This is a genomic window from Achromobacter sp. GW823-FHT04E03 (assembly GCF_058796095.1).
The window spans coordinates 172,287-184,459 of record NZ_JBXAIJ010000004.1 but is presented as its reverse complement, the minus strand read 5'-3'; the positions used below and the strand labels follow the sequence as shown (position 1 = coordinate 184,459).

The 12,173-nt window shown below is 67.2% G+C and carries 11 protein-coding genes; 7 read left to right on the top strand and 4 right to left on the bottom strand.

Going from position 1 to position 12,173, the window contains the following annotated elements:
- Window positions 1–103 precede the first annotated feature (103 nt).
- Genes AC1RHV_RS25965 through AC1RHV_RS25955 form a run of 3 tightly spaced genes read left to right on the top strand, consistent with a single transcriptional unit; the run spans window position 104 to window position 2,824 of the window.
- Window positions 104–847, top strand: coding sequence for a GntR family transcriptional regulator (locus tag AC1RHV_RS25965; protein ID WP_119450237.1), 744 nt, complete (start codon window positions 104–106; stop codon window positions 845–847).
- Window positions 792–2,024: an alpha/beta fold hydrolase gene (locus AC1RHV_RS25960; RefSeq protein WP_492302247.1), complete on the top strand. Its 1,233-nt coding sequence runs from the start codon at window positions 792–794 to the stop codon at window positions 2,022–2,024. Before AC1RHV_RS25965 ends, AC1RHV_RS25960 begins: the two co-directional genes overlap by 56 nt.
- Window positions 2,021–2,824 (top strand): N-acyl homoserine lactonase family protein, encoded by an 804-nt coding sequence (locus AC1RHV_RS25955; RefSeq protein WP_119450235.1) that lies wholly within the window; start codon window positions 2,021–2,023, stop codon window positions 2,822–2,824. The genes AC1RHV_RS25960 and AC1RHV_RS25955 overlap by 4 nt, the downstream gene beginning before the upstream one ends.
- Window positions 2,825–2,849: 25 nt before the next feature.
- Here AC1RHV_RS25955 and AC1RHV_RS25950 read toward each other — a convergent pair whose 3' ends face one another.
- From AC1RHV_RS25950 to acnA, 4 genes are read right to left on the bottom strand one after another with little or no spacing between them, the layout of a single operon-like run.
- On the bottom strand, window positions 2,850–3,845 hold the full coding sequence (locus AC1RHV_RS25950) for a CobW family GTP-binding protein (protein ID WP_119450234.1): 996 nt from the start codon (window positions 3,843–3,845) through the stop codon (window positions 2,850–2,852).
- 7 nt (window positions 3,846–3,852) lie between these two features.
- Window positions 3,853–4,581, bottom strand: a complete 729-nt coding sequence (locus AC1RHV_RS25945; RefSeq protein WP_054457667.1) for an isochorismatase family protein — start codon at window positions 4,579–4,581, stop codon at window positions 3,853–3,855.
- A 33-nt stretch (window positions 4,582–4,614) separates the two neighbouring features.
- Window positions 4,615–5,976 (bottom strand): dihydroorotase, encoded by a 1,362-nt coding sequence (locus AC1RHV_RS25940; protein WP_125470497.1) that lies wholly within the window; start codon window positions 5,974–5,976, stop codon window positions 4,615–4,617.
- Between the two features lie 29 nt (window positions 5,977–6,005).
- Window positions 6,006–8,705 carry an aconitate hydratase AcnA gene (gene acnA, locus AC1RHV_RS25935; RefSeq protein ID WP_492302246.1) on the bottom strand — a complete coding sequence of 900 codons (2,700 nt, stop codon included), beginning with the start codon at window positions 8,703–8,705 and terminating at the stop codon, window positions 6,006–6,008.
- A gap of 298 nt (window positions 8,706–9,003) precedes the next feature.
- On the opposite strand from acnA, the gene AC1RHV_RS25930 reads away from it, so the two are divergent.
- From AC1RHV_RS25930 to AC1RHV_RS25915, 4 genes are read left to right on the top strand one after another with little or no spacing between them, the layout of a single operon-like run.
- On the top strand, window positions 9,004–9,726 hold the full coding sequence (locus AC1RHV_RS25930) for a GntR family transcriptional regulator (RefSeq protein ID WP_054457670.1): 723 nt from the start codon (window positions 9,004–9,006) through the stop codon (window positions 9,724–9,726).
- Between the two features lie 21 nt (window positions 9,727–9,747).
- A complete protein-coding gene (locus AC1RHV_RS25925; RefSeq protein ID WP_054457671.1) occupies window positions 9,748–10,644 on the top strand; it encodes an isocitrate lyase/PEP mutase family protein in 897 nt (298 codons plus the stop codon).
- Between the two features lie 10 nt (window positions 10,645–10,654).
- A complete protein-coding gene (locus AC1RHV_RS25920; protein WP_492302245.1) occupies window positions 10,655–11,374 on the top strand; it encodes an SDR family NAD(P)-dependent oxidoreductase in 720 nt (239 codons plus the stop codon).
- On the top strand, window positions 11,371–12,144 hold the full coding sequence (locus AC1RHV_RS25915; RefSeq protein ID WP_492302244.1) for an SDR family NAD(P)-dependent oxidoreductase: 774 nt from the start codon (window positions 11,371–11,373) through the stop codon (window positions 12,142–12,144). Before AC1RHV_RS25920 ends, AC1RHV_RS25915 begins: the two co-directional genes overlap by 4 nt.
- Window positions 12,145–12,173: the final 29 nt, after the last annotated feature.

The following is a 12,173-nucleotide window of genomic DNA, read 5'->3' as shown; positions in this document are numbered from 1 at the left end:
CGGGATATATTGCGTCTTTACGTAGACACGGCGGTTCGCCGCGGCGCGGCCATGAGCCTGCGCCAACGGACGGATTCGCCGCCAGCATAAGCGAGAGACAGCCATGGCCAGCCCGACCGGCGCGGTATTCGAAAAACCCGGCACCCTGCGCACCCGCGTGGAGGAATTCCTGCGCGCGTCCATCACGGACGGACGGATCAAGGGCGGGGAACGCCTGCGCGAGCAGGAACTGTGCGAGCAACTCGGGATCAGCCGCAGCACCCTGCGCGAAGCGCTGCGCACGCTGGAAGCCGAACGCCTGATCACGATCGAGCCGCACCGCGGTCCTACCGTGATGCGCATCACCGAAAAGGCCGCCCGCGATCTCTACGCCCTGCGCGCCCTGCTGGAAGGCTATGCCGCGCATGAGTTCGCGCGCCTGGCGAGCGACGCCGATGTCGAGCGCCTGCGCAAGGCCGTGGATGCCCTGCACCGCCAGGCCAAGGGCAGCAACAAGTCGGCGCTGCTGGCGGCAAAGCGCGATTTCTACGACGTGCTGCTGGGCGGCTGCGACAACGATCTGGTCAAGGACATGCTGCCCGGCCTGCTATCCCGCATCAATCTGCTGCGCGCCACCTCGTTCGCGCGCCCCGAACGCCTGCCGGAAAGCATGGCCGAAATCGACCTGATCTACGAGCGCATCCACGCCCGCGATCCGCAAGGCGCGCAAGACGCCGCACAAAGCCATATCGTCAACGCCGAACGCACCGCGCTCGACGTGCTCAGGCGCCAGCAACAGGAGACATCCGACAGTGAACGCGATCGTTCAGAAGCTAAGAGCCGCGGCGGCCCTGGCGCAGCAGGATAGCGAGTTCATCCTGGCCGCGCGCGGCCTGCCCTGCGCCCTCTGGCTGCAGGCCGGCGCCGCGGCGCAAGAGCGTGTAACCGCCTGGGCCGGCCAACCCACCGCACCGTCGCAATGCATCACCATCAGCGCGCCGCCGGAAACCTGGCGCAAGCTGCTCAGCGACACCCCGCCTCCGGGCTACCACTCCTTCACCGCTGCCCGCCGCCAGGCCCAAGGCCTGCGAGTCACGGGCGATGCGCTGGCCATCGCCCAGGCCCTGCACCCGCTGGAGCGGCTTTTCGAAATCCTCCGGGGCCAGCTTGACGCCACGCCGGACCTGCTCGACCGCAGCGCGATTGCCGGCTCCTATGCGACCATTGATATCGGCGCGGCGCAGACTTCCATCTACTATGAAACCAGCGGACTGGCGGTCGGGCCGGCGCTGCTGATGCTGCACACGGCGGGCGCGGACTCCCGGCAGTACCACGCGTTGATGGCGGACCCCGGCCTGCGCCGGCAATGGCGCATGATCGCCTTCGACATGCCCGGACACGGGCGCAGCATGCCGCTGCCCGGCCAGGCATGGATCGAGGCGGGCCTCTCGCGCGATGCCTATCTGCAGACCTGCCTGGCGGTGATTCGCCAGGTCGCGGGTGGACCGGCGGCCCTGCTGGGTTGCTCGATGGGCGCGGCAATGGCGCTGGTGGTGGCGGCGCGCAGCCCAGCCGACGTGGCAGGCGTCGTCGCGCTGGAGGCGCCGTACCAAGCGGCCGGACGCCGCACCCCGATGCTGTGCCATCCTCAGGTCAACCAGGCCGCGCACAACCCCGCCTACGTGCGCGGATTGATGGGCCCCGCCGCCACGCTGCAAGCCCGGCGCGACGCAGCCTGGATCTATTCGCAAGGCGGTTTCAATGTCTACGCCAATGACCTCTGGTTCTACAGCGAGGACTTCGACGCGGCCCGCCATCTGACGGGCCTGAACGCCGACGCCTTCGGCATATCGTTGCTGACCGGCGCCTACGACTACTCGGCCAGCCCGGAGGATTCCAGGCGGGTGGCGGCCCTGATTCCCGGCGCGCGGTTTCAGGCCATGCCCGAACTGGGCCACTTCCCCATGGTGGAGAACCCGCAACGCCTGCTGGAATATCTGCGCCCCGAACTGGACCGCCTGCGCGCAACCGGAGCCATCGCATGACACTGCCCCACTACGAGGTCTACGCCCTGCGCTACGCCACGGTAGCGCGGCAGCGTAGCCAGAACTTCATCACGCCCCCGGATCCGCACGACGGCCCGATGCCGATGGATTACTTCGTCTGGGTCATCCGCGACGGCCAGCGCGTCTACCTGGTGGATACGGGCTTCAACGAGGCCGCAGCCCGGGCCCGCGGCCGCGAGTTCTTGCGCTGCCCGATTGAAGCATTGGAAAAGCTGGGTATCGCGCCCGCGGACATCCGCGATGTCATCGTCACACATCTGCATTACGACCACGCAGGCAACATCCGCAAGCTGCCGCAGGCCCGCCTGCATCTGCAGGAAAGCGAGCTGCACTATGCCTGCGGCTGCAACATGCGCTTCGACATGCTGCGCCACGCCTATGCAGTGGAAGACGTGGTCGACGTGGTACGGGGCGTGTACGACAAACGCGTGGCGTTCTACCATGGCCACGACGAAATCGCACCGGGCCTGCAGCTGCTGCACATCGGCGGCCATACCCGCGGACTGCAGGCGGTGCGCGTGCACACCGCGCGCGGCTGGATGGTGTTGGCGTCGGACGCCAGCCACTACTACGACAACATGGGCCTGGACGCACCGTTTCCCATCGTCGACAACGTCGCTGACATGCTGGCGGGCTACGAGGTCCTGCTGAAGTTCGCGGAATCGCCCGACCACATCGTGCCGGGGCACGATCCTTTGGTCAGGACACGGTACCCGGGACTGGCCGGCGCGGATACGGAAGTGGTGGCGTTGCACCTGGGCAACGGCGCGCGCCCCTGAACGCCAGCGCGCCAGCGGCGCGGCATCACAATCCCAGCGGCCGAATCGCCTCGTCCACTTCTTCCGCCGACATGTCCTGCACGATGAGGACCATGGCGCCCGCCCGCTGCGAGCCTTCCACTCCCTCGACGGGCTCGGGCACAGAAAAGACATGCCGCACGCCATGGACGGCGCGCAGCGTCCCGTCCGTCCAGCGCAAGAGCCCTTTCGCGCGCAACAGCCGGTCTCCGACCTGGCGCTGCATGTGCCGGGTCCAGCGCGCATAGTCCTCCCAGCCCACCGGCCGGCTCTGCGTAAAGGAGTGGGACACGATGCCGTAGCGCAGCACATGCGCCAGCGGCCCCGAGGCCGGCACCGCCGTCAGCGCCGCCACGTCCAGATGCCCGGCGCGCAGGCCGTCGAACAAGGCCGGCGCGTCTTCGTCCACGGTGTCCGGCGACACCGCGCGAATGGGCGCACTGGCGTTGTAGCCGCGCAGCGCAGCGCGCATCGTGTCTATCGCAGCCTCATCGGCCAGATCGGCCTTGGTCAGCGCGATGCGGTCGGCGATGGCGATCTGGGTACTGGCTTCGCGGTAGGCGTCCAGCGTCGACAGGCCATGCAGCGCGTCCGCCGTCGCCACCACGCCGCCGAAGCGGTAGTGGCGGGCGATGAGCGGATCCGCCGCCAGCGTATTGATGACCGGGCAAGGATCCGCCAGCCCCGAAGTCTCCACCACCACGCGCGTGAACGCGGGAATCTCGCCGCGCTGGCGCCGGTAATAGAGCGACTCCAGCGTGTCCTGCAGCGAACTGGTGGCTGCGCAGCACAGGCAGCCGGAATCCAGCAGCACCACGTCGGTGTCATCGGCCTTGCCCACCAGCATGTGGTCCAGGCCGATCTCGCCGAACTCGTTGATAACCACCGCCGTATCGGCAAAGCGCGGGCCGCGCACCAGCCGCGACAGCAGCGTGGTCTTGCCGCTGCCCAGGAAACCCGTCAGCAGGTAGACCGGCAACGGTCCGGCGGCGGTCGCGGACATGGGCGGCTCAGGCCTGTTCCGCCGCGGCCGGCGCGGGCAGGTTGCGCAGGTAATCCTGCACTTCGCGCGACGGGATCACATCGGCGTACTTGCAGTTCAGGTCGAACAGGCTCATCGCATGGCTGGCCTGGAAGCGGTCGAACGCAGCCTCTTCGGGAATGATGACCTTGAAGTTGTACGAATAGGCGTCCACCGTGGTGGCGCGCAGGCATCCCGAAGACGTGCAACCCACCAGGATCAGCGTGTCCACGTCCAGGAAGTTCAGGTGGCTCATGAAGATGGTGCCGAAGAAGCAGGACGGCTTCTGCTTGGTGATGCGGATGTCCTGCGGCCGCGGGGCCAACGGCTCCACGGTCTGCGTGGCATGGGTGTTGGCCAGCACGGTCTTCTCGCCGCCGCGATGGTTCTTGCCCACTTGCACGCCGCTGTCCAGAAGGTCGGCGCGGCGGCCGCTTTCGGTATAGAAGACCGGTATGTTCTTGTCGCGCGCCAGCTCCAGCAGCGGCACGATATGCGCCACCGCGTCCCAGGCCTCCCGGCCGCAATGGGTGCGGTACTGCTTCAGGCCTTCCAGGATGTCCTGGGGCGTATCGCCGCAGAAGTTGTACTGCACGTCGATGATGAACAGGGCCGGACGCTTGCCGAAGCCGCCACGCTTGCCGTAGCCGGCCTGCGCCAGCACCTGCTTGTCGCGTTCAGTCAGAAAGTCGTCCCAGATTCGCTTGGTTTCGCTCATGGTAGTGCCTGCCAGAAGTGGAGTAGGTTCAGTTCAAAGACGCTTGAGATAGCGGCCGCCGGGATTGCTGCGCGCGGCATCGGTAATGCGGCCGTCCAGCGCCACGGTGCGCCCGCGCACCAGGGTGCGCACGGGCCAACCCTTCAGGGTCATGCCCTCGTAAGGGGAGTAGTCGGAATTGGATTCGAGCGTGGAGGGATCGACGGTGCGCTCCAGATCCGGATCCACCAGCACCAGGTCGGCATCCTTGCCGATCTCGATGCTGCCCTTGGCAGGCATGCGGTAGATGCGGGCAGAGTTCTCCGCGCTGACTTTCATCAACGTTTCCAGCGGCACGCCGCGGCGGTGATAGCCTTCGTGCAGCAGGATCGGCAACATCAAGCCGGTGCCGGGAAAGCCGTTGCTGGCTGCCCAGATGTCGGTGTCCTTGGTGGCACGCTTGCGCGGCACGTGGTCGGTGCCGATGGTGGTAATGGAACCATCCAGCACGCCCTCCCACATGGCGTCCACGTCGGCCTGGCCGCGCACCGGCGGATTGACCTTGGCATAAGTCCCGGCGGGCGATTCGTCGTTCAGGAACAGGTAGTGCGGGCAGGTCTCGACATAGATCGGCGGCGCGTCCGGCGTGCGCCGGTGGCGCCGCGCCTCGTCCAGCGCCTCGCGGCTGCTAAGGTGCACGATGTTGACCGCGGCTCCGGTCTTGGATGCGAAGTAGCAGACGCGGTGCACGTTCTCCGCTTCCAGGAAGTCCGGGCTCTGTTCATTCCAGGCCTTCAGGTCGTCGCGGCCAGCGGCGCGCAGCGGATCCCGCAGGACGGGAATCACTTCCACGTTTTCACAATGCACGCCCATGATCGCGCCCGGGATCGCGGCGGTAGCGCGCAACGCCGAATACAGCAGGCCGTCGTCGATATCGGTAAAGCCCTTGGACAGCCCTGCTGCGCCCTTGTACATCATGTAGAGCTTGTAGGAATTCACGTTGAAGCGGCGCGAAATTTCCTCCAGCGTCTCCACGTGCAGATTGCTGGTGATGCCGAAATGGAAGCCGAAATCGACGCAGCTCTGCGACAGCGCGCGGTCGCGCACCTTGTCGAAGGATTCGCGGATATCCGCCGAGCGATGAAACGACAGCACGGAGGTCGTGCCGCCGAGGGCAGCGAAGCGCGACTCGGTTTCGAAGTCGGTCTCGGGCGAGCCGAATCCGAAATGCACGTGCGGATCGATCAGACCCGGCAATACCCAAAGCCCTTGGCAATCTATGGTCTCGCGGGCCTCGAACTGCGCGCCTGGCTCGGCGATGATGGCAATGCGACCGTCGATGACGCCGAGTACGCCTTCGGTCAGCCCCTGCTGGGGCAAGTACAGTCTGGCATTGGTAAGCAGCAGATCCAGCATGATGTGGTTTTCCCGATAGATGCGTGTTTTCAGCGAGGGGCCGCGTCAGCGGCCTGCGTGTCGTTCAAAAAGCCGTTGAGGACGCTGGCAGGAATGCCGCCCTCTGCCATGAGTTTGCGTTCGGCGCGAGTGAGCACCTGGGCGTAGGCCTGGAAGACGATGCGGCGCTCGCCGTCTTCGGCGACGACGGTGATGGGCTCGCCCTTGCGCACACCGTCAGCCACGTTGTTGAAACGCAGGGTTTCCGCCCCGGTCAGGCCCAACTGGCGCCAGCCCTCGCCCGGGGCGAAAGCCAGCGGCAACACGCCCATGCCCACCAGATTCGCCCGGTGGATGCGTTCAAACGATTCCGCGATCACGGCGCGCACGCCCAGCAGCGCCGAACCCTTGGCGGCCCAGTCGCGGCTGCTGCCCATGCCGTAGTCCTTGCCGCCCAGGACCACGCTGGCCACACCCTCGGCGCGGTAGGCTTCGGCCGCGTCGACCACCGCCATGCGCTGCCCGCTGGGAAAATGGCGGGTCACCCCGCCCTCCACATCCGGCACCAGCGCATTCTTGATGCGGATGTTGGCAAAGGTGGCGCGGGTCATCACATGGTGATTGCAGCGGCGCGCCACATAGGTATTGAAGTCGCGCGACGCCACGCCCTTGCCGATCAGGTACGCGCCAGCCGGCGTATCCGCCGGGATCTCGCCGCTGGGCGAGATGTGGTCGGTCGTCAGCGAATCGCCGAACGCCGCCAGCACGCGGCCGTGCTTCAGGCTGGCTTCCAGGTCTGCCAGGGCATCGCGGCCGGGCTCGGTCTTGAAGAATGGCGGCTCGACCAGGTATTGCGATTCCGGGTCCCAGGGAAAGCGCAGCCCCGAGGGCGCCGGCAGGTCGCGCCAGATCGCGCTGTCCAGGCTCGTCGGGTCATAGACCTCGGCGAACAAGGCGGGATCCGCGGCGAGCGGCAGCAGGGCCGCGATCTCTTCCTGGCTGGGCCAGACGTCGCGCAGATAGATCGGCGCGCCATCGGAGCCCAGCCCCAGCGGTTCGCGTTCGAAGTCCAGGTCTATCCTGCCGGCCAGCGCATACAGCACCACCATGGCCGGAGAGCCGATGTAGTTGGCGCGCAGCAGCTTGTGAATGCGGCCTTCGAAATTGCGGTTGCCGGACAGCACCGCCGCGGCCACCAGGCCGCCCTCGGCGATGGCGTCTGCCGCCGCGGCGTCCAGGGGGCCGGACTTGCCGCCGCAAGTCGTGCAGCCATAGCCGATCACGTGAAATCCCTGCGCCTGCAAGGCCTGCAGGAGGCCGGCGGATTCCAAATAGCGCGTGACGGCGCGCGATCCCGGCGCCAGCGAACGCTTGACCCAGGCGGGCGGCGTCAGCCCCAACGCCAGCGCCTTTTTCGCGACCAGGCCCGCGGCCAGCATCACGCCAGGATTGGACGTATTGGTGCAAGAGGTGATGGCCGCCAGCGCCACGGAGCCATGGCCCAAGGAAGCGCGGCTGGGCGGATGCGCGGCCAGCGCGGCGGCGTCCACGCCGAACCCGCCTTCCGTCAGGGACTGACCCAGGCGGCGGCGGAAATCCGCCCCGACCTCGCCCACGTCCATGCGGTCTTGCGGCCGTCGCGGACCCGCCACGCTGGGACGCGCCGCCGACAGGTCGATCTCTATCACCCGGCTATATGCGGGCGCCGCGTCGCCGGCATCGCGCCACAGGCTGTTGGCGCGGGCATAGGCTTCGATCAGCGCCAGTTGCTCGTCGCTGCGCCCCGTCATGCGGGCATAGTCCAGCGTGCGGGTGTCTATCGGGAAAAAGCCGCAAGTGGCGCCGTACTCGGGCGCCATGTTGGCGATGGTGGCGCGTTCCGGCACGCCTAGCGCCTGCGCCGCAGGGCCGAAGAATTCGACCATGCAGCCCACCACGCCCGCCGCGCGCAATTGCTGCGTGATCAGCAGGGCGGCGTCGGTGGTGAGCGCGGGCGCCTCGATGGCGCCGCGCAGCCGCACCCCCACGACCTCCGGGATCGGGAACGTGTAGGCGTGGCCCAGCAGGGCCGCCTCGGCGTCGATGCCGCCCACGCCCCACCCCAGCACGCCCAGGGCGTTGACCATCGGCGTGTGCGAGTCGCCGCCGATGACGAAATCGGGATAGGCCCAGTCGCCGTCCGGCCGTGACTGGCGTATGACCACCGGCGCCAGGTACTCCAGGTTGACCTGATGGATGATGCCGATGCCCGGCGTGATGACCCGCAGACCCTTATAAGCCTGCTGCGCCCATTTCAGGAACCGGTAGCGTTCGTCGTTGCGCTCGAACTCGCGGCGCAGGTTGCGCTGCACCGCGCCTTCGTCGCCCCAATGGTCGACCTGCAGGGAATGGTCCACGATCAGGTCCACCGGAATCCGGGTGTCCACCCGCGCCGCGTCCCCGCCCGCCTGGGCCACCGCGTCGCGCAGCGCCGCCAGGTCCTGCAATACCGGCAGGCCGCTGGAGTCCGGAAGGATCACCCGCGCGACATGCAGCGGCAAGTCGGCGCCGGCATGCGCGCGCCAATCCCAGAGCCTGCCGATCTCGTCCTCGGACACGGCGGCGCCCCATGCGCGATGGCGCAGCAGGTTCTCAAGCAGCACGCGGATGACATAGGGATATGCGTGGATGTCGCGCCCCGCGGCTCGGGCAGCGGCGGACAGGTGCGCGTAGCGCAGCGTCCTGCCGCAACAGGGGAAAGACTGGATCATGGCAGCGGTAATCGGGAAAATCTCAACTGAGCCCATCTTACGGCTTACGAAATAATAGTGTCAACACTATAGGTCGTCTCTGAACCGACGATGGATGCGTCAAATACAGTTTTGCATAGCGTCATCGAAAGTGTAGATACAAGAACCACCCCCCTAGAGCTAGGGATAACCCCGAAAAGTCTCTGTAAAATGGGCGAAACATCAATGGCGACGCCTGTAATCCGGTATCCCCGCCACGATCCTGTCAACTCCAAAAGAGTTGACACTTTTTAAATTCCTTTGATAGGCTGTCAACACTATGAACACCGCCACGACCTCCATCGCCATCAAGGAAGACGCCTCCGGCCCGCTGGCCGACGTGGTGTTCGACCAGGTGCTGGACGCGATCTACCAAGGCCGGTTGGCCCCGGGCAGCGTCATCAATGAAGTCGCGCTGGCGCAGGAATTCGGCGTTAGCCGCGGTCCGGTGCGTGAGGCCGTGCGCCGCCTGCAAGGGATCCAGCTGATCACGCGCGAGCCCTACATCAAGGCGCGCGTGGTGACGTTGTCGGCGGAATCCGCGCTGGAACTGTTCCAGATGCGCATGGCACTGGAAGGCGTGGCCTGCAATCTGGCCACTCGCCGCATGAGCGACGAGGAAATCACGCAACTGCTGGCCGAGCTTGAACAGGACCGCCAGCGGCGCCTGGAAGCGGCCAATGGCGGCGCCCCCGCGCCGCGGGTCTTCGACTTCCATGAGCGCATCGTGCGGGCCAGCGGCAACAACCGCATCATCAACGCCCTTTGCGGCGACCTCTATCACCTGCTGCGCGTCTACCGCCGGCACTCCGGCACCGTGCTGGAGCGCAAGGACGACGCCTACGCCGAACACTGGCAGATCCTGCGCGCGATCCGCGCGCGCGACGCCGAGCTGGCGGAATCGCTCATGCGCTCGCACATCGAACGCGCGGCGCAACACCTTTTTGAACATCTGGCGGAAGGGGCGTCCGGCATCGCCGGGCACCCCGTCTCCGCTGCCTGACACTCTCTGGAGCAGTACGACATGAACAACCCGCGCCACCAGTTCCGGCAATTGCTGAAGAACGAACCTTTCATCGTCTCCCCTGGCGTGTACGATGGATACAGCATCCGCCTGGTCGAGGCCGCGGGCTTCAAGACCGCCTGCACCAGCGGTGCGGCAGTGTCGAACGCCCTGCTGGGCATCGCGGACATCGGCGTGATGGGCCTGTCGGAAAACGTCACCCACTGCCGTCATCTGGCGCGGTCCGTCTCCATTCCCCTCACGGCTGACGCCGACACCGGCTACGGCAACCCGGTGAACGTCTACCACACGGTACAGATGTTCGAGGAAGCCGGCGTCGCCGGCATCAACCTCGAAGACCAGGTCAGCCCCAAGCGCTGCGGCCACATGCCCGGCAAGGACGTGGTGAGCGAAGCGGAAATGGTCAAGAAGATCGAAGCCGCCTGCCTGGCGCGACGCGACGATGACTTCGTCATCATCGCCCGCACCGACTCCCTCGCGATCGAAGGCATCGAAGGCGCGGTCAAGCGCGCCCGCGCCTACGCCAAGGCGGGCGCCGACATGCTGTTCCCCGACGCCGTGCGCACCGAGGACGACATCAAGCGCCTGGTGGACGCCGCCGGCATTCCGGTCAGCATCAACATGGGATTCGGCATCCGCAACCGTCCCACCACGCCGCTGATTCCGCTGCCGCGCCTGAAGGAAATCGGCGTCAAGCGCATCAGCCTGCCGCGCATGCTGCCTGCCGCTGCGATTTACGGCATGCGCCAGGCGTTGCAAGTCATGCAGGGCGTGATCGCCAGCGGCGAGCCCGCCGACCGTCCCGACCTGCTGGTGGGCATCGAAGACATCATGCAATTGATGGGCTACGAGCAGATGCGCGCCATGGAAAAGCGCCTGACGACGCTGGCCGACTGAGCGCTTCGCCATGACTGAGCGGAATGCGCAGGCGCATTGCGTCCTGGCGGGCGCGTCGTCGGGCATCGGCCTGGCGCTGGCCGAGCTGCTGCTGGCGTCCGGCTGGCAGGTGACCGGCGTGGACATCGCGCCGGCGGCCATCAAAGGCCATGGACAGTATCGCCATCTGGTGTGCGACCTGACCGACGCCGCCGCCTTGCGCGGTCTATGCGCGCTGCTGGACGGCTGCGCCCCGACAGCGCTGGCGCATTGCGCGGGCGCAGTGCGCACCGGCGGCGCGCTGGACACGCGCCCGGAAGACGCGGACTGGCTTTGGCAATTGCACGGCGCCGCGCCGATGGCACTGGTCCGTGCGCTGGCGCCGCAACTGCCTGACGGCCGCGGCCGCATCGTGCTGGTGTCCAGCCGCGCCGTGCTGGGCCGCGCGCAACGCCTGGCCTATGCGGCGACCAAATCCGCCCAGATTGGCCTGGCGCGCAGTCTGGCCGCCGAACTCATCGCGCGCGGCATCACCGTCAACGTCGTCGCGCCCGGCGCGGTCGACACGCCCATGCTGCGCGATCCCAGGCGCGGCGCTCCGCCGCAGGTTGAACTGCCGCTGGGCCGCCTGATCGACGCGGGCGAAGTCGCCGCGGCCATTGCCTTCTTCCTGGGCGCGCAGGCAGGCGCCATCACCGGACAGACGCTCTACGTCTGCGGCGGCGCCTCGCTGGGAGCGATGCCGCTATGACACAGACGAACGCACCCGCGCTGCATGGCAAGGTCGTGATCCTGACCGGCGCAGCCGGCGGATTGGGCCAGGCGATCGCGGCGCAATGCCTGCTTGCCGGCGCCCGCGTGGCCTTGCTGGACCGCGATGCGGAACTGCTCGCGCAAACCCGCCAGGCCCTCGCTGGACCTGATACCCAGATGCTGGCGATCGCCTGCGACGTGAGCGACGCGCAAAGTACGCGCGAAGCCGTGGAAAGAACGGCTGCGCACTGGGGTGCGATCCACGTCCTGGTGAACAACGCGGCCACCGTCACGGCGGGCAACAAGATCGCGGACCTTACGCTGGAGCAATGGCGCCAGGCGCTGGACGTGAACCTGACGGGCGCGTGGCTGATGAGCAGATGCGCCATCCCCCACATGGCGCGGGCCGGCAGCGGCGTGGTGTTGAACATCGCCTCGCAGCTGGGCAGCGTGGCCGCGCCGGGCCGTGGTGCGTATGGCGCCAGCAAGGCCGGTCTGATCGCGCTGGCACGCGCCATTGCCGTGGATCACGCGGCCGACGGCATCCGCGCCTTGAGCCTGTCGCCGGGCGCGGTCCTGACCAGCAGGCTGGTCGCGCGCTATGGCAGCGCGCGGGCCGCCGGCGCCGCGTTGGCGGCCAAATATCCAGCCGGACGCCTCGGCACAGCCGAGGAGATCGCACAGACAGCAGTTTTCCTGATCAGCGACGCCGCCTCATTCATCACGGGTACGGACATACGCGCGGACGGCGGCTACACCGCGCTATAGCTCCAGCCGCCACCATCGACTTCACACAA

Excerpts from the sequence above, each read along its gene's own strand:
- AC1RHV_RS25965 (WP_119450237.1), top strand. The coding sequence starts at position 104 with ATGGCCAGCCCGACCGGCGCGGTATTCGAAAAACCCGGCACCCTGCGC.
- AC1RHV_RS25955 (WP_119450235.1), top strand. The coding sequence starts at position 2,021 with ATGACACTGCCCCACTACGAGGTCTACGCCCTGCGCTACGCCACGGTA.
- AC1RHV_RS25950 (WP_119450234.1), bottom strand. The coding sequence starts at position 3,845 with ATGTCCGCGACCGCCGCCGGACCGTTGCCGGTCTACCTGCTGACGGGT.
- AC1RHV_RS25945 (WP_054457667.1), bottom strand. The coding sequence starts at position 4,581 with ATGAGCGAAACCAAGCGAATCTGGGACGACTTTCTGACTGAACGCGAC.
- AC1RHV_RS25940 (WP_125470497.1), bottom strand. The coding sequence starts at position 5,976 with ATGCTGGATCTGCTGCTTACCAATGCCAGACTGTACTTGCCCCAGCAG.
- acnA (WP_492302246.1), bottom strand. The coding sequence starts at position 8,705 with ATGATCCAGTCTTTCCCCTGTTGCGGCAGGACGCTGCGCTACGCGCAC.
- AC1RHV_RS25930 (WP_054457670.1), top strand. The coding sequence starts at position 9,004 with ATGAACACCGCCACGACCTCCATCGCCATCAAGGAAGACGCCTCCGGC.
- AC1RHV_RS25925 (WP_054457671.1), top strand. The coding sequence starts at position 9,748 with ATGAACAACCCGCGCCACCAGTTCCGGCAATTGCTGAAGAACGAACCT.
- AC1RHV_RS25920 (WP_492302245.1), top strand. The coding sequence starts at position 10,655 with ATGACTGAGCGGAATGCGCAGGCGCATTGCGTCCTGGCGGGCGCGTCG.
- AC1RHV_RS25915 (WP_492302244.1), top strand. The coding sequence starts at position 11,371 with ATGACACAGACGAACGCACCCGCGCTGCATGGCAAGGTCGTGATCCTG.